The sequence below is a fragment of the Cytobacillus massiliigabonensis genome, from assembly GCF_900199725.1.
GTDB lineage: Bacteria > Bacillota > Bacilli > Bacillales > Cytobacillaceae > Cytobacillus > Cytobacillus massiliigabonensis.
The window spans coordinates 1494647-1515775 of record NZ_LT904904.1; the positions used below are offsets into that span (position 1 = coordinate 1494647).

The following is a 21129-nucleotide window of genomic DNA, read 5'->3' on the forward strand; positions in this document are numbered from 1 at the left end:
TTATCAATTACTATAGAGGTATTACTAGTAATTGGAGATGATCTAATGTTTGTCCAAATGAAAAAAATTCTTGTAACTGAAGGAAATTCTGAGCAAGTTGTTAACCGCTTTGGTGGTCAAGGAATTATTGAGAAACAAGAAGGCTTTATTGATTCCACGGTAATGGTGAAGAAAAGCCGCCGAGGGGATGAAGAGGTAATAGTGATGATTCGCTGGGAGTCTGAGGAGTTTTGGAAGAAGTGGGAGAAGAGTGAAGAGCATATCGCTGGACACAAGGCAAACCTTGGTAAACCAAAGCCAGAATATATCGTTAGTTCTGAAGGCGGATTATATGAAGTAAAAGCAGTTAAAAACGCAGTTCAGCAGCAAGTATAAAAAAAATCTCAGGCTAAACTTACTTGCCTGAGATTTTTTCTTTTTATTCTATTTTCCCGTTTTTTAATACTAAATCCCAATTCTTTCCGCCATCATTTGACTCATACACATCGTTTAAATAGGTCGCAAAGGAAATTGTCCCGTTATTCTTTGGATTCACAGCAATAAATGTAACAGGGTTATCATAATTTAAGAAAGGTATTTCCAGCTGAACGGCTTGCTTCGTATTAATATCCATTCGATAAAAAAGCACTTTGTTATCCTCTACCGCTGAAAAATAAAGGTTTTCTTCCGAAAATGCCAATGCTGTCGTCATAAAAGGGGCGGTTACCATCTTCATATTTTCCCCTTTATCTTCGGACATAAAAATGCCGCTTCTAGTAGACATTGCCATCTTGCTGCTGTTCGTAGGATGCGAAGCAATCATGCCTAGCGTATCCGCATCAAACCCATTTAATGCAACTGGGTTCCACGATTTTCCGTCATCTTCTGAAAGGTAGACGCCTAACCCAAGCTCTGAATTTTCCTTTTGATTGATTATATAAATCGAATTTGTCCCATAGCCTTTTGATAAAAATTGAAAATTGCTTTCCCCGTAAAAAGCGAGTTTTTCAAGTGTAGCCCCTTTGTCAGCACTTTTTACTAACCCAAGCGGTGATTTTAAATCGGAGTTTTCTTCTGGACTGCCGCTCGCATAAAATCCATCCTCACTTGCCTGAAAACCCATGTATTCATGTTTTTGAGAGGATCCTTCAAGCCAGCCCTCTTCTGTGAAAATCTTTACTCCTTGATGTGAAGCAATATATAGCCCCTCATCATTTCCCGGATACCCTAACCCATTAATGCGTTCAAGACGCTGGGGAGATGCCTTTTGGATTTCAAATTTACTCACCTGAACCGGTTCACTTTTTTTGCTGGGCTGTGCTTTTTCCGGTTGGTCTCCGTTCGAACAGCCTGCCATCAATAGGGAGAATCCAATCATACATGGCAGAAATAACTTTTTTAATCCATTCATTCTTTTTCACTCCAACTGCTGAATAGTCTTATATGTCTTCCCCAATAGTAACGGAAAATGGGAGACAGAAGCAAAGGATACATCCTAAAAAAGGATTGAATATACACATAAGCCTATACAAGTTCCCGATGACACACATAATTTATTACAAGAAGGGAGGCAGAAGTTTATGCCATATCCATACACATACGGTTGTCCGCCACCCCCATGTCCTGCTCCCTATTATGGTGGAGGCGGTTTCTGGTTAGCTCTCGCGGTTGTGCTCTTAATTTTACTGCTCGTCTTTGGCGGATGGTTTTATTACAGCGGGAATTGTTAATGAAAGCTTATGCTATTCTTGCATAAGCTTTCTGTTTGAGCAAGAGCAAAAAAGTATAACATTTTTAAAATTTGAGAACTATTCTGAGGCAGTCAAGTCCATACGGAGCTGAGCAAGTTGCTTGCGCTTTCAGTTATTATTAATAGAAATTTCCGAAAAGTTACTTTATAATATAGCTGTAATTAGTTTAGAGGGGAACACAATAAGGAGGAAGATGGATGACTGCAACTACATATTCACCGGTATGGGATTTGGATGTCTTTTTTAAAGGTGGAAGTTCTTCCGAAGCATTTCTCACACATTTGAAAGAAACAAAAGAAAGAATAAATGATTTTGAAACGAGCGTACATAACTGGGAACAAACGAAAACCATATCTGATCAGGAAGAAATCATAAGTTTAATGGAGAAATTTCAATTTGTATTGAAAAAGCTGCGTGAAGCAGCAGCTTTTGTCAGCTGTTTACAGGCTCAGGATACAGGAGACAAGAAAGCTGCTGAACACCGGGCAGCCATCACCCAATTGAGTGCAGCCTTCATGTCCGTTCTTACATTATTTGATGAAAAGCTTACAAGCTATGATTCTGATGTATGGGCAGAATTAGTTGAAACAACTGGTCTTAAGGAATTGGCATTTGTTCTTACTGAACGACGGAAAATGGCTGCTGAAAAGCTATCTAAAGAGGAAGAAAACCTAATTAATGCTCTTGGGGTTGATGGCTACCATAGCTGGAGCCAGCTTTATGATTTAATTGTTGGGAATATTAAAATTCCTTTTAGCGAGAATGGAGAGGAAAAGAGCTTATCTGTCGGTCAAGCTGCTAATAAATTTTCAAGCTCTGACAGAACCATTCGAAAAGAAATGTTTGCTAAATGGGAAGAGGCTTGGAAAGGGCAATCAGATTATTTATCGAAGACGCTCAACCACTTAGCAGGCTTTAGATTGAATGTATATAAACAGCGCGGCTGGGAGGATGTTTTAAAGGAACCGCTTGATATCAATCGAATGACAAAAGAAACACTTAACACAATGTGGGATGTTATTTCTAAAAATAAACAGCCGCTTGTGAAGTTTTTAAATAGGAAGGCAGAGCTTCTCGGACTAGAAAAGCTAAGCTGGTATGATTTAGATGCACCTATTGATCAAACAGAATCAAAGGTATCCTATCAAGAAGGTGCTGAATTTATTTTAGAACAGTTTTCTCACTTCGGTGATGAAATGACTTCATTTGCTAGAATGGCTTTTGAGGATAAATGGATTGAAGCTGAAGATCGGCCAGGGAAATCACCAGGGGGCTTCCATACGTATTTCCCTGAAAGCAGTCAATCAAGAATATTTATGACCTATTCTGGAACACCATCTAACATATCGACGTTAGCTCACGAGCTTGGACATGGATTTCACACATATGCCATGAGAGATCTTCATCTTTTAAATCGCAATTATGCGATGAATGTAGCAGAGACTGCATCAACCTTAGCAGAAATGATTGTATCTGATGCCTCCGTAAAAAATGCGAAAACGGAGCAGGAGAAAATCACGCTTCTTGAAGACAAAGTGCAGCGTTCTGTTGCCCTGTTAATGAATATTCACGCTCGGTTCTTATTTGAAACCCGATTCTATGAAGAGAGGAAAAACGGGACTGTTAGTACAGAAAAATTGAATTTATTGATGGAGGAAGCGCAGAAAGAAGCATACGGAAATGCACTTGATGAATACCATCCATTGTTCTGGGGCTCTAAAATGCATTTCTATATTACAGGTGTGCCATTTTATAACTTCCCATATACTTTTGGCTACCTTTTCTCGCTCGGCATTTATGCAAAAGCACTGGAAGAAGGAAAAGGCTACGAAGAAAAGTATATTGCTTTGTTAAAGGATACGGCATCAATGACCGTCGAGGATCTCGCAATGAAGCATTTAAACGTCGATTTAACGAAGCCAGATTTCTGGGAAAAAGCCGTACAATTATGTATAGATGATGTAGAAGAGTTTTTAAAGCTAACAGCTAAATAAAATGATAAAAGCCGCACTCACGGGTGCGGCTTTTATCATTTTATACTTTTCTTAACTTAAACGGACTGACCATTAAAAAGGAAAGAATGATCATCATAAATAAGAAAAATTGGGCTGGAAAGTAAGGAATAGCAAGGTAGCTCAAGGTAGTAAGACATCCTGCAGCAGTTATCGGAAGACCTGTAAAATATCCATTATTATCGCTAATATTAAAGCGAGCAAGGCGGAAAGCACCACAGCCAATGTAAAAAATAGTGAAAAATGCGCCTGGATCACCAAATTCAAATAAAATTCCTTGATATATTAATAGTGCAGGGGCAACGCCAAATGATATAATATCACTCATGGAATCTAATTGCTTGCCCAGCTCCGATTCAATGTTAAGCTTGCGTGCAACCATGCCATCAAACCGATCGGCTAAAGCGGCAATAAAAATAAGCAGCAAACTTAATTCAAGATTTCCTTTTAAGGTAAAAATGATTGCAAAGCCGCCGAGTGATAAATTTGCTAAAGTTAATACATTAGCTGTCTGTGCTTTTAATTTCTTAATCGTTTGATCAAGTATATCGGATAAAAACATTCACGGAACACCTCATTTGTTTAGAAGAAACGCATACTAAAAATAAGTTCATTAAACGGTATTTATTTGTGGATATAATTAATAGTATTTAATTTTATAGCTTTTATGACTATACGTAAAGAGTAAATTTACACTAAAATGGAGGCGGAATTTTTGATTCAATCCTTTTATAGACTGATGATTGAACTGACAAATGGAAAATGGACTTCAAGCGTATTGAAAAGATTTGCACTTTCGAAGGTGAGTCGTTTTTTTATCCCATCCTTTGCGAAGCTGTATCAAATTAATGAAAGTGAAATGGAAAAAAAACTTAAAGACTATCCTACTTTACATGACTTTTTCACCCGAAAGCTTAAAGCCGGGGCAAGAATGCCAGATCAGAATCCACAAGCAGTTAGCAGTCCAGTAGATGCTGTGATTGAAGATATAGGCATTATTGAGCCAAGCCATATCATCACTGTAAAAGGAAAGAAGTATTCTATTAAAGAAATGTTAGGTAATGATGAGAAGCTCGAAAAGTATTCTGGCGGGCATTATATGATTTTTTATCTTAGTCCAAGCCATTATCATCGAATCCATAGTCCTGTGTCAGGAAAAATTGTTGATCAATGGACCTTAGGCAGGAAATCCTATCCAGTTAATAAATACGGATTAAAATACGGAAAAGATTCATTATCAAAAAATTATCGAAAAATTACAGAGGTTAAACACGATGGCGGCAGATTTCTATCGATTGTGAAGGTTGGAGCAATGTTTGTTAATTCGATCGAAGTCATTCATGAAGGGGATGAATTAGTAAAAGGGAATGAAATGGCTTACTTTTCCTTTGGCTCAACAGTCGTGCTGCTTTTTGAAAAAAACAGTTTCAAGCCATTGCCTTCCATTCATGTGCCGTATGATGTAAACGTTGGAGACTGTATCGGATACGTCTCTCCGGATAGAGTAAACTAAAAAAGAAAAAGCCCTGTTTGGGCTTGTATATTTTATGAAGAGACTTTTATTCTATGAGATAATGAGCGTCTGTGAATTTCTGTTTCTATAAGGCGGATGAAATCGGGACTTAGTTTCAGTTCTCTTGCTTTATGATACGATTCAATTAATAATTCGTCCGATAGCTTGCGCATGTCCATTCACCTCCATAAAGAATATAAAAGTTTGATTCTATTTACGCTTCTTCATACATATAATGTAGTTTCTATGTTGTACTCCTACTCTAGCAAAAATAAACGGTTAGAACAACCGTTCTGTTATCCACAGTATTTAGTGGATAACTTGTGGTTAAGTTGTTTATAAAATTTAGAAAAGTATATAAATGGGTGTGGTTCATGTGAATAAAGTTATCCACAGGCAGGAGTGCGAAGAATATTGTCGAAAAATTTTTCCATTAAAAAGGATATACTATACTTATTAGGCGCTTTCGCTTTTCGTATTGTCTAGCTGCAGCGCCTAGGGGCTCTCGGGTCTAAGCCAATCCGTCCAGAAGGTTAAAGAACAACCTTCCAGCCGGCTTGTCTTATGCTTGTCGCCCCTGAACAAGGCGCTTTCGCTTTTCGTAATTGATAGAACATCTATAATTAGTTATGATTGTTAAGAAAAATGGACGATTGATTATAATTTAGAATGTAACTGAGGTGTGAATATAGTGTTAAAGCAATTTTTGCCGGATCAGCATGCAAAAAGTATTTTTGAAATAACTCCTGAATTTTTAAAGGAAAAAGGTATTAAGGGAATCATTACTGATTTAGATAATACATTGGTCGAATGGGATCGCCCAAATGCTACGCCAAAATTAATTAAATGGTTTGAAGAAATGAAACACAGCAATGTGAAAATTACGATTGTTTCAAATAATAATGAGGACCGTGTTAGGTCTTTTTCAGACCCGTTAAATATTCCGTTTATCCCTGCAGCAAGGAAGCCATTAGGACGAGCATTTAATCGGGCGCTGAGGGAGATGGGGCTTGCAAAGGAAGAAACCGTTGTGATTGGCGATCAATTATTAACTGACGTACTCGGAGGGAATCGCAGTGGATTCCGGACAATACTTGTTGTTCCTGTTGCACAAACAGACGGATTTATGACCCGTTTTAATCGAAAAGTAGAAAGACACATATTAAATTGGTTCCGAAAAAAAGGAATGATCCAATGGGAGGATTAATAAGTGAGTGAACAATATTCATGCATCGGATGCGGTGTGAAGATTCAAACAGAAGACAGGGAAGCAATCGGCTATGCACCGGCATCTGCACTGGAGAAGGAAGACATTATTTGCCAGCGATGCTTCCGCTTAAAGCATTACAATGAAGTACAGGACGTTAATTTAACTGATGATGATTTTCTGAAAATATTAAATGAAATTGGAAAAAGTGATGCATTAATTGTTAAAATTGTTGATATTTTTGATTTTAACGGCAGCTGGCTGCCGGGATTGCATCGTTTCGTCGGGAATAATAAAATCTTGCTTGTAGGGAACAAGGTTGATTTGCTGCCGAAGTCTGTAAAGCCGAATAAGCTAATCAATTGGATGAAACAGGAAGCTAAAGAGCTTGGTTTACGTCCGGAGGAAGTCTTCCTAGTAAGTGCGGCAAAGGGACAGTCTATCAGTGAAGTAGCTGCAGCGATCGATGAATATCGTGAAGGAAAAGACGTATATGTTGTTGGATGTACAAATGTAGGTAAATCAACATTTATCAACCGCATATTAAAAGAAGTAACTGGTGAAGGAGATGTGATTACGACTTCTCATTTCCCGGGAACAACTCTAGATATTATCGAAATTCCATTATCTGATGGTAAAGCACTTGTCGATACTCCTGGAATCATTAATCATCACCAGATGGCTCATTACGTTGATAAGCGTGATTTGAAAATCATTACACCTAAGAAGGAAATTAAGCCAAAGGTGTACCAGCTAAATGAAGGACAAACGCTTTTCTTTGGCGGTCTTGCTCGATTTGATTATCTGACAGGCGGGCGCAGATCTTTCGTATGTCATTTTTCAAATGAGATCAATATCCACCGTACGAAATTAGAAAAGGCAGATGAGTTATATAGAAATCATGCCGGTGAATTATTAACCCCGCCGAGAATGGACGATATGGGAACTTTCCCTGAATTAGTTAAGCATGAATTTACAATCAGAGAAGGAAAAACTGATATTGTTTTCTCAGGTCTTGGCTGGATTACAATCAATGACCCAGGTGTTAAGGTAGCTGCTTATGTGCCAAAAGGTGTTCATGCACTTGTGAGAAAATCTTTAATCTAAAGACATAAGATAGTATAAAAACGGTGAGTTTAGACAGACGTTTATATAGGGGGATGGGGCATGAAAAAGCTTTTTGCTGTAATAGGGGATCCAATTGCTCATTCGATGTCGCCTGCTATGCACAATGATTTATTTCAAACCTATGGAGTGGACGCTCATTACCAGCCACTGCATGTGAAACGAGATAGCTTGAAGGAAGCTTTGATTGGTTTGAAAGCCATTGGAATAGCTGGGTTTAATGTTACCGTCCCGCATAAAGAAACGATTATCCCGCTTTTGGATAAGCTTGACCCGCTTGCAGAAGCCATTGGGGCAGTGAATACTGTTGTTAATGAAGATGGGGAGTTTGTCGGTTATAATACGGATGGCAGCGGGTATTTACAAGGTCTATTAACTCAATGGCCAACGATAAAAGGGAAAAACATCCTGATAATAGGGGCAGGCGGTGCAGCAAGGGCTATCTATTTTACATTGGCTCAAGCTGGAGTAAAACGATTAGATATATGTAATCGAACGATCCAAAAGGCAGAAGAACTAATTAATGATTGTCCATTCCATGTTCCTTCTGCTGCCATTGGAAAAGAAGAAGCAGAAATAAATCTTTCTGATTATCATTTGCTCATTCAGACAACACCAATGGGGATGGCTCCAAACATAGATAGTCTTCCGCTTTCATTACATAAACTACAGACTGATGCACTTGTAAGTGATATAATATATAATCCGCTTGAAACGAAAATTTTGAGGGAAGCTAGAAATAAAGGTGCAAAAATACAAAATGGGTTAGATATGTTTGTTTATCAAGGGGCACTTGCTTTTGAAAAATGGACAGGCATTTTTCCAAATATCGAACGCATGAAAAACATTGTACTCAACCAACTGGGAGGATAAGCAAAATGTTAACAGGAAAACAAAAGCGTTTTTTACGCTCAATGGCTCACAGCTTGAACCCGATTTTTCAAGTCGGTAAAGGCGGGGTTAATGATAACATGATTAAACAAATAAGCGATGCGCTAGAAGCACGTGAGCTAATGAAAATCAGTATTCTTCAAAACTGTGACGAGGACAAACATACAGTTGCAGAGCAATTAGCTAAAGGAACAAGAGCAGAGCTCGTACAAATTATTGGGAACATCATTGTCCTTTACAAACAATCAAGAGAGAATAAACAAATCGTTTTACCTAAGAACTAAAAGAGGAATTAGGAGGAGAGCACTTGAAGAAAATTGGCATATTGGGAGGCACTTTTGATCCGCCGCATCTCGGCCATTTAATTATTGCAAATGAAGTTTTGCATGCACATCAGTTAAATGAAATATGGTTTATGCCTAATCAAGAGCCTCCCCATAAAAAAAAGACAAATGCTGTTAAAGATGAAGATCGGGTGAATATGCTTAAATTAGCTACCGAAGGGCATCCTCATTTTAAAATTGAATTGATTGAGCTAGAAAGAAAGGGACCTTCATATACTTTTGATACAATGAAAATCCTTAAGGAAAACGATCCTGATAATCAATTCTATTTCATTATTGGTGCAGATATGATTGAGTATTTGCCAAGATGGAAGAATATAAATCAGCTAGTAGAAATCATTCAATTTATTGGTGTAAGAAGACCATCCTATAGCCATGATAGTCTTTATCCAATCCTATATGCGGAAGTGCCTGAAATGGGTATTTCCTCTAGTCTTATCCGCAGCCGTTTAAAGGAAAAAAAGACGATACGCTATCTTGTTCCAGATGCGGTATTGAGCTATATTAAGGAGAATCATTTATATGGATCGTAACGTCGCCTTATTAAAAGTGAAGGAACAATTAACAGAGCATCGCTATAACCATACGCTTGGTGTCATGGAAACAGCGATAAAATTAGCGGAAAAATATGGTGCAAATGAAAAAAAAGCAGAGCTTGCAGCTATTTTTCATGATTATGCCAAGTTTCGTCCAAAAGAGGAAATGAAACAAATTATTATGGATCAAAAGATGGATGCCAGACTCCTTCAATTCAATAGTGAACTTTGGCATGCTCCTGTAGGGGCTTTTCTTGTTCATAAAGAAGCAGGGATTGAAGATGAGGAAATATTGGATGCTATTAGATTCCATACCTCTGGCAGAGCAGGAATGACTTTATTAGAGAAGATTGTTTATTTAGCTGATTATATTGAACCAGGCAGGCATTTTCCAGGTGTAGAAGAAGTGCGGGAATTAGCCGAGCAAAGCTTGAATGCTGCATTAATTAAATCGATTTATAATACGATCAATTTTTTAATGAAAAAGGGGCAGCCAGTTTTTCCGGCAACATTTCACACATATAATGACCTAATTATGAACTCGGAGGAATGATTGAATGAGTGAAAGAGATTTATTATTAACCACTGTAAAGGCAGCGGATGACAAAAGAGCAGAACAAATTGTTGCATTGAATATGAAAGGGATTTCTCTAATCGCAGATTATTTTCTTATTTGCCATGGTAATTCTGATAAGCAGGTTCAAGCAATCGCCAAGGAAATGAAGGAAAAGGCTGAGGAATTGGGTTATTTTGTTAAAAGGATGGAAGGCTTTGATGAAGCAAGATGGATTCTTGTTGATTTTGGCGATGTTGTTGCCCATATTTTCCATCGGGATGAAAGAAGCTATTATAATTTAGAACGCCTATGGGGCGATGCACCGATTGAAAGTTTTCAGAGCGAGCTTAACCAATGACCTATGGAAAGTTTGCTTATCTTTACGATGAATTAATGAAGGATGTTCCCTATGATAAATGGGTGGAGCTCGTAAAGGGTCATGTAAGTAAATATAATATAACTGGAAAAAGGCTCCTTGATCTTGCTTGTGGTACAGGAGAACTCTCGATTAAATTTGCCGAAGAAGACTTTGAAGTAACTGGTGTTGACCTTTCTGAGGATATGCTGATGGTTGCTCAAGGAAAGGCTGCAGACAAGGCGATGAGCGTACAATTTTTTCAGCAAAACATGGCTGAGCTTGAAGGGCTTGGGAAATTCGATGTAATTGGCATTTTTTGCGACTCTTTAAATTACCTGCAGTCAGAGCAAGAGGTTATGAATACATTTTCACGTGTATACGATCATTTGGATGACCAAGGGCTTTTTATCTTTGATGTTCATTCGATCCATAAGATTATGCAAATATTTATGAATCAGACTTTTGCATTAAATGATGAAGAAATCAGCTATATTTGGCATAGCTATCAGGGAGAGCATCCAAATAGTGTGGAGCATGATTTAAGTTTCTTTGTTCTTGATCAAAGGTCAGGTCAATATGAGCGCTATGATGAACTTCATTTCCAGCGGACATTTCCGATTGATGTGTATGGAAATTGGCTTAAGGATTCTGGGTTTGAAGTGCTCAAAGTGACTGCAGATTTTGAAGCAGTTTCACCAAATACACAATCAGAACGGATTTTCTTTATATGCCGGAAATTATAAAAAAAGGAAAAGGCAAGACAAGCTTAAATAGCTGTCTTGCCTTTTCGAATAAATTTTTAAAAAAAGGAGGAATCAGTCGAGGATTGTAGAATTTTATGTTTGAATGGTATAGTGTTTTTTAACTAGTTCAAGATCCTCTTTGAATTTTGTATGAGTTGCCTGAAATACATGTTCAAATACATCTCCTAATTCGTTTTCAAGCACCTTGATCCCTTCACCAGTAATTCCACCTTTTACACATACCTTTTCCTGTAATGTTGGCAATGTATAAAAGCCTTTTTTCATTAGTTCTCCCATTCCTATCAGCATTTCCTCAGCAAGTGTTGTTGCGGTTTCCTGGTCTATTTCTGTTTCTTTTACTGCTGCAAGAATAAAGCGCTGTGTTATATAGCTAAAAAAAGCCGGTCCGCAGCTCACGATATCTGAGGCTACCCGAGTAATATTCTCATCAATTTCAATCGGTTTTGAAATTCGATCAAACAGACTCCGTATTTGTTTCTTCCAATAATCACTGCATTCACCAAACGATAGTAATGAAACGCCGGTAAGGGCACGATTCGTAATACTTGGAATAACTCTAGCAACAGAACAAAAGGCAACAGATTCTAACTGTTTAACACTTATTGGACTAGTGATAGAAACAATACATTTTTCTTTCGTCAGGTAAGGTGAAATGTCTCTAATCACGCTATGGACATCATGTGGCTTTACACAAACAAAGATAAGTGAAGAACGTTCAGCCACTTCTCTTCCATTTTCCCCGACATAAATTTCCTCGAACATTTTCTTTATTTCTAATGCTTTGGATCTTGTTCGATTTGTAATCGTCATGGATGAAGGGGAAACGGCTTTTCCATCAAGTAATGCTTCTGCCAGTATTCTCCCCATATTTCCTGTACCAATGATTCCAACGTTCATGCTCATCCCCCCTTCACAAGCAAACTTACTCATATACGATATGAAATTCCCGAGCATTTTATGCTAAAAAAGAAAGGATGGTTTAGATGATTGAATGGATAAAAAACAATAAACAAGTTGCTTTAGGAGGCATCATTGTGATTCTTGCAGGAGCTTATTTTTTACTTAAACCTGCAGCAGAAGAAAGCAATGTGCTTGACAAGGAGGAGGAATGGCTAACGAGTGAAGGGACTGTGAACGAGAAAATAGAGGAAGACGAAGAAGTAGAAGTAATTGTTATTGTTGATGTGAAAGGGGCTGTAAATAAACCAGGTGTATATGAAGCTGAAGCTGAAGATCGAGTGATTGATATGATTAACAAGGCTGGCGGTTTGAAGGAATCTGCTGATGAGGCGAAGATTAATTTTGCTATACGAGTTGAGGATGAAATGGTTATATATGTGCCTGAAAAAGGTGAGGAGACAGAGCAGGAAGGATCTGTTTCGATGGTAATGGGAGGAACCGATCAAAAGGATGGAAAGGTAAACATTAATACTGCTGATGAGACTGAACTCCAAACTTTAACTGGTATAGGACCTGCCAAAGCAGCAGCTATTATTGATTACCGTGAAAAAAATGGCCCATTTAAAGTAATAGAGGATTTGAAATTAATTAGTGGAATTGGAGAAAAAAGCTTTGAAAAGTTAAAAGAACAAATAAAAGTAAAATGAAGAAGCCATTGACCCATTTTTCATAGGGGCTTACACTTGGTGGTAAGGTTGAATTTTACGAGAATTTGTCGAAAGAGATATGGGAGAGTGGGATGAATGGAAAGAATATCTTGGAATCAATATTTTATTGCTCAAAGCCATTTGCTAGCATTAAGAAGCACATGCACAAGATTATCTGTTGGTGCAACGATTGTCAGGGATAAGAGGATCATTGCAGGCGGCTATAATGGGTCGATTGCAGGTGGGGAGCATTGCATTGATGAAGGCTGCTATGTGGTTGATAACCATTGCATAAGAACCATTCATGCGGAAATGAACGCGATTCTTCAATGTGCAAAATTTGGCGTGCCAACAAGCGGGGCAGATATATATGTCACACATTTCCCATGCCTGCAATGCTCTAAAGCAATCATTCAAGCGGGGATTAAAACTGTATACTATTCAAAGGATTATAAAAACCACCCGTATGCATTGACCCTTTTTGAAATGGCAGGGGTAAAGGTCGAGCAAGTAGAAGGAAATGAGTTCTCAATTGAATTTCATTCACAAAGAAACGAAAAGTAGAGAAGAATAATTGTGGGAATCATCGCCTAGAAAGATGGTTCTCACGCAACTACTTGTGGGAAAAGGAGAATAATGGAAGTGAAAGGGAGCTGGATTTATTTCACTGTCACTGCACTAGCAGGAATTCTAGCAGCTTTTGTGCATTTTGTTATCTTTATTATCGTTTTCTTTTTTCTGCTTTTATTTTTATTTAAAATTAAAGCTTTTTCGAAAAAATATCTTTTCCTTATTAGTTTAATTTTTTTCCTTTTTCTAATTAGGAGTGAACTAGCTGAAAAGGCAAATAAATCTAAATTTACAGCTGATGAGACTAATTTCTATATTTTATTCCAGAAGGATTTAAAAATAGATGGTGATCGTCTGTCAGCTGTTGGAAAAGAACTGCTCCGCAAAGAAAAATTCGTTATTTCCTATCAGATAAAAACAGAAGAAGAGAAAAAATGGATTATAGAAAATCTAAAAACAGGAATAGCTTGTAAGGTAATAGGCACACTTTCAGAACCAAATACGGCAACAAATGTGAATGCATTTAACTACAAGGAGTATTTAATTAGACATCAAATTTTTTGGATTTTAAAAGCCGATCAAGTAAATATGTCTCAATGCACCTCTCAAAAGAAAACACCCTTCTCTTTCTTCCAGTCAGTTAGGGAAAATGGCATACAATATGTACAGGACCATTTTCCAAGCGAATCAGCTCCATTAGCAATCGCCCTCCTCTTTGGAGAACGAGATTATATTGATACCAGTGTATTGGAAACATACGAGAAACTTGGCATTGTGCATTTATTGGCAATTTCAGGTCTTCATGTCGGTATGCTTGCAGGGATGATTTATTATTTAGGAATTCGCATTGGGATAACTAGGGAACGGATGACAATCGGGTTATTACTGTTTTTACCTTGCTATGCTATAATTACAGGCGCGGCCCCTTCGGTGATTCGTGCTGTATCCATGATGGTACTCTTCTTATCGTTGAAAAAATGGAGTTTTCACGCTATAAATACAATCGACATTATTTGCATTGTTTTTCTCATATACACTTTTCTTACCCCATATGTCATTTATGATGTCGGTTTTCAGCTTTCATTCAGTGTCAGCTTTGCCCTCATCCTTTCTGCGCCAATCCTCTTAAAAAGATTCCACCAGGCTTTCCCCCTTTTGCTGGCAACATCATTTATTTGTCAATTGGCAGCAATCCCCATCATGCTTTATTACTTTTATGAAGTTTCCCTTATTTCTATTTTAGCCAACACGATCTTTATTCCTTTATTTTCATTTATTATATTGCCGGCCATTTTTCTTTTATTTCTACTTCATTTGCTACTGGGTACAACGATAGGATTCCTTATTCCCCCATTAAATACGCTCATCATAGCAATGAATGGCCTCGCTCTTCAGCTATCACTTGTTCCCTTTGCTATGCTTACATTTGGCAGACCCTCTGTCTTTGTCATGTTCTTGTATTTATGGAGTATTCCATCCTTTTTCTCATTATGGGAACGAATAAAAGGAGTCAAACGTTTTGTGCAAGTTTTGCTTCTTCCACTCAGTATCATGTGCGTTCAATTATTGGGAAATAGTTTATCTCCGTACGGAGAAATTACTTTTATCGATGTTGGTCAAGGTGATAGCATCTTTATTAAACTCCCATTTGGAAGGGGGAATTATTTAATTGATGCAGGTGGGACCATTCAATTCAATACAGAGGAATGGAAGGAAAGAAAGAAGGAATATGAGGTTGGAAAAGACGTTGTTGTCCCATTTTTAAAAAGCAAGGGAATCAGAACAATTGATAAGCTTATTTTAACACATGGGGATGCAGATCATATCGGGGGTGCTTTATCTATAATAAAAGAGCTCCATGTAAAAGAAATCATGTTGCCGAAAACTACAGAGCTGTCTGAGCTTGAAAAAGAATTGCTAACTTCGGCAAAAAGGAAACGAATCCCTTCGGATTTTGTATGTGCAGGAGATAACTGGAAAGCTGGAGGAATCATTTTTCATGTCGTTTCACCGCAAGCTGGAGTGAAAATGGAGCGCAACAATGGATCAATTGTACTCTATGCAAAAATTGGCGGGCTTAGCTGGCTTTTCACGGGTGACTTAGAAAAAGAGGGTGAAGATCAATTAATTAATCATTTTGATAAATTAAAAATTGACGTCCTTAAGGCTGGTCATCATGGCAGTAAATCATCAACAACTAAAGGGTTTCTCGATCAGCTCGAACCTAAGCTTGCCGTCATTTTGGCTGGTAAAAATAATCGGTATGGCCATCCAGATGAAGAGGTTTTGATGAATTTGAATGAACGAAAGATAAAAATCCTGCGAACAGATCAGCATGGGGCAATTACCTATATTTTTAAAGGTGAAACTGGAACCTTTTCTGCTGTGCTCCCATAAGATAATATCAGTTAGATGACAAATGAAAGAGGCTGCAAGAATGCAGCCTCTAATAAATCCTTGTACTGTCTAGCTTCAGGTGCCATCAGCTCTTTGGTCTAAGCCAATACCTAGCACCTTCCGCTTTTCTTTCTATGTAGTCATTAAGATCCGATTACTTTAATGACTGTTGCAATAATAAACACAGTTGCGAAGAAGCCGAAAGATACGATGAATCCAATTCCAGAGTCAATGGCATCATTCTGCTTATATTGGACGTCTTTTTCAAATTCGTTCACAGTCTACCCCTCCTATTTCCTATATAGTATAAGGCATTAGAATGAAAAAATCTAGCGTTCCTCGCCGCTTTTCCACTTGTGACAAGAGTTGTCACAAATAAGTAAAGAATGTGAGGAAAGAATAGTATTACATTGGTGCACCGTCGTGACAAGAGTATCCTAGGCCTCTTGTTTCGACGTTCTATATAGATGGAGGAATTGACATTTATAGCAATGTGTCAATTCCTTTTGTATTTTTTTATATTATCAGAATTTATATCTTTGGGATTGGAGAATGTCTAGCTACAGCGCCTATCCCCTTGAGGTCATAAGCCAAGCTTGCAAGAGGGTAAAGAACAGCCTTCCATCCAGCTCGTCTATATGCTTGTCGGGACAGAGCAGTCGCCTCCACTTTTCTTACTACTTGTCAAACGCCCTAAGCTTCATTAGGATTAGATTAGGTAATCCTAATGTGAACGGAGCGAAGGCTAGTGATTTTTGATCTTTGGAAACAAATTAAAGCAAAGAAGTATTCTTCATTATATTTAATATATGGTCCGGAAGCATTTCTTATTAATGAGACGAAACAGCTGCTGATCAGCCATCTATTAAATGAGGAGGAGATTGATTTTAACCTTTCCTCTTATGATTTAGAGGAAACCCCCATTGATGTAGCGTTAGAGGATGCAGAAACGTTTCCGTTTATGGGAGAAAAAAGATTAATTTTTTTGCAGAACCCGGTATTTCTTACCTCGGGTAAAACAAAGGAGAAAGTCGAGCATAACCTTGCAAAGCTAGAAGCCTATCTAAAGGAACCTTCTCCCTACTCCATTGTTGTCTTTACTGCTCCATATGAAAAATTAGATGAACGGAAAAAAGTGACAAAGGAATTAAAAAGAAATGCTGCAGTATTAGAAGCAAAGAAGCTGAGTGAAGCTGAATTGAAGGCTTGGATAAAAGAGCGGTCTGCCTTAAATGGAGTAGAAATTGACGATAAAGCAACGGAAATGCTGCTTACACTTGCAGGCACAAATTTATTTACACTTACTAGCGAGGTAGACAAGCTTGCACTATACGTTGGTTCTGGATCAGAAATTGATGAAGCTACCGTAGAAAAGCTTGTTGCCCGATCATTGGAGCAAAATATTTTTTCTCTAATTGATAAAATAGTGAACAGACAAGTAGAAGGGGCATTAAGGATCTATTATGATTTATTGAAGCAGAATGAAGAGCCTATTAAAATCCTTTCGCTAATAACAGGTCAGTTTAGGCTTATTTATCAAGTGAAAGAGCTTGCACGAAGAGGATACGGCCAACAGCAAATTGCTGGTCATTTAAAAATCCATCCATTTCGAATTAAGCTTGCTGCTGGACAAGCCAGGCTTTTTGCTGATGAAGAGCTTGCCCATATAATAAACTTATTAGCAGAAGCGGATTATCAAATGAAAACTGGCGGAATGAATAAAGTAATGTTAATTGAAATGTTTCTATTTCGATTACATGATCATGCATACAAAAAATAGGCTGGCTAAGTTAAACTTAGTCAGCCTATTTTTGCAGTGTCTAGCGACAGCGCCTATCGCCTATCAAACTTCAGGTCCTCTCTCTCCGATAAGTCAACATCGAATCACTACCGCTCTTCGTGTTTCCTTTATCTCGGTCCGGCCCCCCTGCGTTTATACGGAGATGATCATGGCGCTACCGCTTTTCGTGTAAAATAAAAGGCTATCAATGAATGATAGCCGTTATTCTTTAAACTTAAGCGTTTAAAGCGTTCATTTTTTTTGTTAAACGAGATTTTTTACGAGCAGCAGCATTTTTGTGGATTAGACCTTTTGCAGCAGCTTTGTCTAGCTTACGAGCAGCATCAGCAAAAGTTTCTTTTGCAGCAGCAGCATCGTTAGTAACGATTGCAGCTTCAACTTTTTTCACAGCTGTACGCATAGAAGATTTAACAGTCGCATTATGAGCGTTACGCGCTTCACTAGTTTTTACACGCTTAATAGCAGATTTAATGTTTGGCATTCCATTCACCTCCTACAAAAAGCATCGAGATTATATTAACTCGACTTTCACATCATTCATTAACAATCAAATATTAAGAACAAGTGATATTTTATCAAACACTCCGTTCTTTTGCAATACTCTTCGTCTATTTTGATAAGTTGAACTCTCAAGGTGAGAGTACGGAATGAAAGGTTTGCCTGCCATTTAATGAATGTTTTTCCATATAAGCGGAAAAGATAAAAGAAAGTCCTGTCTTTTGACGGCTTAAGAGAAGAATGCGAGGGGATCATCTTGGAACAAATAGATTTAAGCAAATATGCTGTCAGAACTGATCTTGCAATTGAAGCACGTGAAATGGCCATAGCAGATCAAGGGAAGCATGTACATGATCAGGAAGATCTTTCACAAATTGAAGGAGTTATCATTAAAGAAAAAGAAGAGGAAGATATAAAGATTTCCTTTGTTGAGGTAACGAAGGAAGGAGCATCTGCAATTGGGAAAAAAGAGGGGCGATATTTAACGCTGGAGGCTGTTGGAATTCGGCAGCAGGATACGGTAATGCAGCAAAAAGTAGCTGAAATTTTCGCTAGGGAATTTTCCCAGTTTATAAAGCAGCTTGGAATAAAGGATGATGCGTCATGTTTGGTCGTTGGTTTGGGGAATTGGAATGTAACACCTGACGCACTTGGACCACAGGTTTGTGAAAACTTGCTCGTAACCCGTCATCTTTATCAGCTGCAGCCAGAAAGTGTGGAAGAAGGGTATCGTCCAGTAAGTGCGATCGCCCCAGGAGTCATGGGATTAACCGGAATTGAAACAAGTGATATCATTTTTGGCATTGTCGAAAAGACAAAACCAGATTTTGTAATAGCTATCGATGCCTTAGCATCTAGATCTATTGAGCGTGTAAATTCAACGATTCAAATTTCTGATACAGGGATTCATCCTGGTTCGGGGGTTGGAAATAAACGAAAAGAGATAAGCAAGGAAACTTTAGGAATTCCAGTTGTTGCAATTGGAGTGCCGACAGTAGTTGATGCCGTTTCAATCACGAGCGATACCATTGATTTTATTCTGAAGCATTTTGGCAAGGAGCTTAAGGAAGGGGACCGGCCATCAAGAGCTTTGGCGCCAGCTGGTATGACGTTTGGAAAAAGAAAAAAGCTCACAGAGGAAGATTTGCCGGAGGAAGAGCAGCGAAAGACATTTTTAGGCATGATAGGGACGCTGCCAGAAGATGAAAAGAGGAAATTAATATATGAGGTACTTGCTCCTATAGGGCATAACCTCATGGTGACGCCAAAAGAGGTAGACGTTTTTATCGAAGACATGGCAAATCTAATTGCCAATGGACTAAATGCAGCATTGCACAGCAATGTAAGGCAGGAAAATGCAGGCTTCTATACAAGATAATGGAACATGGGGACAGGTCCGTTGTCCCTGGCAAATGAGTATAAGTACCACTCAAACTTAAGATTTATTATGTGAAAAAATAACCAAATAAAATGTTTTGAGTTCTACCTTCTCTAGCAAAGTCATATGAATTACTAGACTTGCAAAAAAAGAGAGGTGGAACGATGAAACCTTTAAGACCCAATGGGTTTATTGTGTTTGTACAAGGGACAAGCCTATTGAAGATCTGTGGAGGCTTTCTCCTATTTTTATTATTAATCTTTTCAATTAGTGGTGTGCTTACATCCTTAAAGCCTGAATTTCGAATTAGTTCTTCATCTGTAAATACGGCGACGAATAAAGTGACAGGAGAAATGCTGTATCACTTGCTTGGCTGGGAGAATCACCACCTATTGCACGGATTAGGAGAAGAAAAAAACAAGCCGACTTTAATGAACTTTGTTTTTAAGCTATCCACAAATATTAATTTGGATGATCCGCGAAGTTTATTAGGGAGAGAGCTGCCTTCTTTTTCTTTATACGATAGTAAAATTGTCGTAGCGAGTGAGGGAACCGACTATACAAATATGCCAATGGAGTCTACCCCTCCTCTGGAAGTGCTGAGGGCTGAGCAAGAAGCGACTTTGCAGAATACAGAAAATATTGATCAGCTGGGTGAAGGAAATCAAGTTCCTGATTCCGGGTTAACAACAGGAGAAAGAAAAGTAGTTCATCTTTATTTTTCACATAATCGTGAATCGTATTTGCCTTATTTAAAAGGAGAAACAGATCCCAATCGAGCTTACCATTCAAAACTGAATGTGACAAAAATTGGGGATAAGTTGAAGGAAGAACTTGAAAGTTATGGGATTGGTACTTCAATAGACAAAACAGATATTAATACAGTACTAAATGAAAAGGATTTAACTTATGAATACTCTTATCGTGAAACAAGACCAATTGTTAAGGAAGCGATGGCAGGAAATAAGGACATGCAATACTTAATTGATATCCATCGAGATGCGAATAGAAAAAAGGATACAACCCTTACAATTAACGGGAAAAATTATGCAAAACTGGCATTTGTCGTAGGAAAGAAACATGCCAACTATGAAAAAAACCTGCAGCTAGCAGAGAAATTGCATAAACTGATTAATGAAAAATATCCGGGGTTAAGCAGGGCTGTCATTGTAAAGACCGGTGGTAACGCCGTATATAATCAAGATCTATCCGAAAACGCCATGCTCATCGAATTCGGCGGTGTTGACAACACATTTGAAGAACTTTATTTATCAGCAGGTGCTCTTGCAGATGTCTTTAGCGAATTTTACTGGCAGGCAGAAAAGGTCAATCAACAAGCAGAAGGACAGACAGATAAAAAATAAAATTGATAGGTGATTTATATTATGAAGTGGTTTATGGTGAAAGCCTTTTTCCTAATCTCACTCATGTTTATTGCGGTGTTATTTGGCATGCAGCTCGCGAATGAAGGCATCCACAATATGAAAGGCTATGAAGATGCAAATTTCAAGGATCCCTTTGCCATAAATGAAAACGAAGGAGGGGAGCTCCAGGCTTCCATTCTTGGGAATGATATTGCAAGCCATGACTTGCAGCAAAAAAAAGAGAGACTTGAGGAAATGAAAGCTTACAATTTCTTTTCATCTTTAGGCAAGTCGATTTCTGAGGGGATATCAGAGGCAACGGAAAAAACAATTCATCAAATAACCAATCTAATAAATGGAAAGTAATCGGCTGTGTTTTCGGGCAGCCGTTTTTCTTTTTGTAAAACACACTCACCTCAAAACTTCTCATGCTGTTTAGCATTGAATCTTCATAAACGTACTGCTATAATCAAAAAAT

24 protein-coding genes and 1 pseudogene are annotated in these 21129 nt (G+C 38.1%); 19 read left to right on the forward strand and 6 right to left on the reverse strand.

The genetic code is table 11. The features are described from left to right. Positions 1-45 precede the first annotated feature (45 nt). Positions 46-375 (forward strand): antibiotic biosynthesis monooxygenase family protein, encoded by a 330-nt coding sequence (locus C1726_RS18425; protein WP_102274485.1) that lies wholly within the window; start codon positions 46-48, stop codon positions 373-375. Between the two features lie 43 nt (positions 376-418). On the opposite strand, the gene C1726_RS18430 is transcribed toward C1726_RS18425, so the two are convergent. Beyond that, the gene (locus C1726_RS18430; protein WP_102274486.1) at positions 419-1390 is read right to left on the reverse strand and encodes a F510_1955 family glycosylhydrolase; all 972 of its coding nucleotides are present in this window, start codon (positions 1388-1390) and stop codon (positions 419-421) included. A gap of 169 nt (positions 1391-1559) precedes the next feature. Between C1726_RS18430 and C1726_RS26285 the strand changes: the two genes are divergently transcribed. Beyond that, complete coding sequence (locus tag C1726_RS26285; RefSeq protein ID WP_180968240.1) at positions 1560-1709, forward strand: hypothetical protein; 150 nt, start codon at positions 1560-1562, stop codon at positions 1707-1709. Between the two features lie 218 nt (positions 1710-1927). Continuing rightward, complete coding sequence (locus tag C1726_RS18435) at positions 1928-3724, forward strand: M3 family oligoendopeptidase (RefSeq protein WP_102274487.1); 1797 nt, start codon at positions 1928-1930, stop codon at positions 3722-3724. A gap of 40 nt (positions 3725-3764) precedes the next feature. Here C1726_RS18435 and pssA read toward each other — a convergent pair whose 3' ends face one another. Further along, a complete protein-coding gene (pssA, locus tag C1726_RS18440; protein ID WP_102274488.1) occupies positions 3765-4304 on the reverse strand; it encodes a CDP-diacylglycerol--serine O-phosphatidyltransferase in 540 nt (179 codons plus the stop codon). A 153-nt stretch (positions 4305-4457) separates the two neighbouring features. On the opposite strand from pssA, the gene C1726_RS18445 reads away from it, so the two are divergent. Then, on the forward strand, positions 4458-5255 hold the full coding sequence (locus C1726_RS18445; protein WP_102274489.1) for a phosphatidylserine decarboxylase: 798 nt from the start codon (positions 4458-4460) through the stop codon (positions 5253-5255). Between the two features lie 32 nt (positions 5256-5287). Here the strand turns inward: C1726_RS18445 and C1726_RS18450 are convergent, their stop codons facing one another. Next, positions 5288-5428, reverse strand: a complete 141-nt coding sequence (locus C1726_RS18450) for a sporulation histidine kinase inhibitor Sda (RefSeq protein WP_057764887.1) — start codon at positions 5426-5428, stop codon at positions 5288-5290. A gap of 518 nt (positions 5429-5946) precedes the next feature. Between C1726_RS18450 and C1726_RS18455 the strand changes: the two genes are divergently transcribed. From C1726_RS18455 to C1726_RS18490, 8 genes are read left to right on the forward strand one after another with little or no spacing between them, the layout of a single operon-like run. Next, positions 5947-6462 (forward strand): YqeG family HAD IIIA-type phosphatase, encoded by a 516-nt coding sequence (locus C1726_RS18455; protein ID WP_102274490.1) that lies wholly within the window; start codon positions 5947-5949, stop codon positions 6460-6462. Between the two features lie 3 nt (positions 6463-6465). Continuing rightward, positions 6466-7569 carry a ribosome biogenesis GTPase YqeH gene (gene yqeH, locus C1726_RS18460; protein ID WP_102274491.1) on the forward strand — a complete coding sequence of 368 codons (1104 nt, stop codon included), beginning with the start codon at positions 6466-6468 and terminating at the stop codon, positions 7567-7569. A gap of 60 nt (positions 7570-7629) precedes the next feature. After that, positions 7630-8460, forward strand: a complete 831-nt coding sequence (gene aroE / locus C1726_RS18465) for a shikimate dehydrogenase (RefSeq protein WP_102274492.1) — start codon at positions 7630-7632, stop codon at positions 8458-8460. A 5-nt stretch (positions 8461-8465) separates the two neighbouring features. Next, positions 8466-8762, forward strand: a complete 297-nt coding sequence (gene yhbY, locus C1726_RS18470; RefSeq protein WP_102274493.1) for a ribosome assembly RNA-binding protein YhbY — start codon at positions 8466-8468, stop codon at positions 8760-8762. A 23-nt stretch (positions 8763-8785) separates the two neighbouring features. After that, positions 8786-9355, forward strand: coding sequence for a nicotinate-nucleotide adenylyltransferase (locus C1726_RS18475; protein WP_102274494.1), 570 nt, complete (start codon positions 8786-8788; stop codon positions 9353-9355). Beyond that, the gene (gene yqeK / locus C1726_RS18480; protein WP_102274495.1) at positions 9345-9911 is read left to right on the forward strand and encodes a bis(5'-nucleosyl)-tetraphosphatase (symmetrical) YqeK; all 567 of its coding nucleotides are present in this window, start codon (positions 9345-9347) and stop codon (positions 9909-9911) included. Before C1726_RS18475 ends, yqeK begins: the two co-directional genes overlap by 11 nt. Positions 9912-9915: 4 nt before the next feature. Beyond that, complete coding sequence (gene rsfS / locus C1726_RS18485) at positions 9916-10272, forward strand: ribosome silencing factor (RefSeq protein ID WP_102274496.1); 357 nt, start codon at positions 9916-9918, stop codon at positions 10270-10272. Further along, on the forward strand, positions 10269-11015 hold the full coding sequence (locus tag C1726_RS18490; RefSeq protein WP_102274497.1) for a class I SAM-dependent DNA methyltransferase: 747 nt from the start codon (positions 10269-10271) through the stop codon (positions 11013-11015). The genes rsfS and C1726_RS18490 overlap by 4 nt, the downstream gene beginning before the upstream one ends. A 93-nt stretch (positions 11016-11108) precedes the next feature. Here C1726_RS18490 and comER read toward each other — a convergent pair whose 3' ends face one another. Continuing rightward, positions 11109-11933: a late competence protein ComER gene (gene comER, locus C1726_RS18495; RefSeq protein ID WP_102274498.1), complete on the reverse strand. Its 825-nt coding sequence runs from the start codon at positions 11931-11933 to the stop codon at positions 11109-11111. A gap of 86 nt (positions 11934-12019) precedes the next feature. On the opposite strand from comER, the gene C1726_RS18500 reads away from it, so the two are divergent. The 3 genes and pseudogenes from C1726_RS18500 to C1726_RS18510 all read left to right on the forward strand — a co-directional run bounded on the left by C1726_RS18500 (position 12020) and on the right by C1726_RS18510 (position 15610). After that, complete coding sequence (locus C1726_RS18500) at positions 12020-12643, forward strand: helix-hairpin-helix domain-containing protein (RefSeq protein ID WP_102274499.1); 624 nt, start codon at positions 12020-12022, stop codon at positions 12641-12643. Between the two features lie 96 nt (positions 12644-12739). After that, positions 12740-13192, forward strand: a pseudogene (locus tag C1726_RS18505) (ComE operon protein 2); the annotation flags it as partial. An 87-nt stretch (positions 13193-13279) separates the two neighbouring features. After that, positions 13280-15610 (forward strand): DNA internalization-related competence protein ComEC/Rec2, encoded by a 2331-nt coding sequence (locus C1726_RS18510; protein ID WP_235822800.1) that lies wholly within the window; start codon positions 13280-13282, stop codon positions 15608-15610. 143 nt (positions 15611-15753) lie between these two features. Here C1726_RS18510 and C1726_RS18515 read toward each other — a convergent pair whose 3' ends face one another. Beyond that, the gene (locus C1726_RS18515; protein ID WP_075209192.1) at positions 15754-15888 is read right to left on the reverse strand and encodes a YqzM family protein; all 135 of its coding nucleotides are present in this window, start codon (positions 15886-15888) and stop codon (positions 15754-15756) included. A gap of 470 nt (positions 15889-16358) precedes the next feature. Here C1726_RS18515 and holA point away from each other — a divergent pair, with 470 nt between their 5' ends. Then, on the forward strand, positions 16359-17390 hold the full coding sequence (holA, locus tag C1726_RS18520) for a DNA polymerase III subunit delta (protein WP_102274501.1): 1032 nt from the start codon (positions 16359-16361) through the stop codon (positions 17388-17390). Positions 17391-17625: 235 nt separating this feature from the next. Here the strand turns inward: holA and rpsT are convergent, their stop codons facing one another. Then, positions 17626-17892: a 30S ribosomal protein S20 gene (rpsT, locus tag C1726_RS18525; protein WP_102274502.1), complete on the reverse strand. Its 267-nt coding sequence runs from the start codon at positions 17890-17892 to the stop codon at positions 17626-17628. Between the two features lie 270 nt (positions 17893-18162). On the opposite strand from rpsT, the gene gpr reads away from it, so the two are divergent. The 3 genes from gpr to C1726_RS18540 all read left to right on the forward strand — a co-directional run bounded on the left by gpr (position 18163) and on the right by C1726_RS18540 (position 21017). Continuing rightward, positions 18163-19287 carry a GPR endopeptidase gene (gene gpr, locus C1726_RS18530; protein WP_102274503.1) on the forward strand — a complete coding sequence of 375 codons (1125 nt, stop codon included), beginning with the start codon at positions 18163-18165 and terminating at the stop codon, positions 19285-19287. 164 nt (positions 19288-19451) lie between these two features. Then, complete coding sequence (gene spoIIP, locus C1726_RS18535; RefSeq protein WP_102274504.1) at positions 19452-20651, forward strand: stage II sporulation protein P; 1200 nt, start codon at positions 19452-19454, stop codon at positions 20649-20651. Between the two features lie 21 nt (positions 20652-20672). Beyond that, on the forward strand, positions 20673-21017 hold the full coding sequence (locus C1726_RS18540; RefSeq protein WP_102274505.1) for a YqxA family protein: 345 nt from the start codon (positions 20673-20675) through the stop codon (positions 21015-21017). Positions 21018-21129 lie beyond the last annotated feature (112 nt).

Excerpts from the sequence above, each read along its gene's own strand:
- pssA (WP_102274488.1), bottom strand. The coding sequence starts at position 4,304 with ATGTTTTTATCCGATATACTTGATCAAACGATTAAGAAATTAAAAGCA.
- C1726_RS18500 (WP_102274499.1), top strand. The coding sequence starts at position 12,020 with ATGATTGAATGGATAAAAAACAATAAACAAGTTGCTTTAGGAGGCATC.
- C1726_RS18425 (WP_102274485.1), top strand. The coding sequence starts at position 46 with ATGTTTGTCCAAATGAAAAAAATTCTTGTAACTGAAGGAAATTCTGAG.
- rpsT (WP_102274502.1), bottom strand. The coding sequence starts at position 17,892 with ATGCCAAACATTAAATCTGCTATTAAGCGTGTAAAAACTAGTGAAGCG.
- C1726_RS18435 (WP_102274487.1), top strand. The coding sequence starts at position 1,928 with ATGACTGCAACTACATATTCACCGGTATGGGATTTGGATGTCTTTTTT.
- C1726_RS18540 (WP_102274505.1), top strand. The coding sequence starts at position 20,673 with ATGAAGTGGTTTATGGTGAAAGCCTTTTTCCTAATCTCACTCATGTTT.
- yhbY (WP_102274493.1), top strand. The coding sequence starts at position 8,466 with ATGTTAACAGGAAAACAAAAGCGTTTTTTACGCTCAATGGCTCACAGC.
- comER (WP_102274498.1), bottom strand. The coding sequence starts at position 11,933 with ATGAACGTTGGAATCATTGGTACAGGAAATATGGGGAGAATACTGGCA.
- C1726_RS18490 (WP_102274497.1), top strand. The coding sequence starts at position 10,269 with ATGACCTATGGAAAGTTTGCTTATCTTTACGATGAATTAATGAAGGAT.
- C1726_RS18450 (WP_057764887.1), bottom strand. The coding sequence starts at position 5,428 with ATGCGCAAGCTATCGGACGAATTATTAATTGAATCGTATCATAAAGCA.
- C1726_RS26285 (WP_180968240.1), top strand. The coding sequence starts at position 1,560 with ATGCCATATCCATACACATACGGTTGTCCGCCACCCCCATGTCCTGCT.
- aroE (WP_102274492.1), top strand. The coding sequence starts at position 7,630 with ATGAAAAAGCTTTTTGCTGTAATAGGGGATCCAATTGCTCATTCGATG.
- yqeK (WP_102274495.1), top strand. The coding sequence starts at position 9,345 with ATGGATCGTAACGTCGCCTTATTAAAAGTGAAGGAACAATTAACAGAG.
- C1726_RS18430 (WP_102274486.1), bottom strand. The coding sequence starts at position 1,390 with ATGAATGGATTAAAAAAGTTATTTCTGCCATGTATGATTGGATTCTCC.
- rsfS (WP_102274496.1), top strand. The coding sequence starts at position 9,916 with ATGAGTGAAAGAGATTTATTATTAACCACTGTAAAGGCAGCGGATGAC.
- spoIIP (WP_102274504.1), top strand. The coding sequence starts at position 19,452 with ATGAAACCTTTAAGACCCAATGGGTTTATTGTGTTTGTACAAGGGACA.
- C1726_RS18510 (WP_235822800.1), top strand. The coding sequence starts at position 13,280 with ATGGAAGTGAAAGGGAGCTGGATTTATTTCACTGTCACTGCACTAGCA.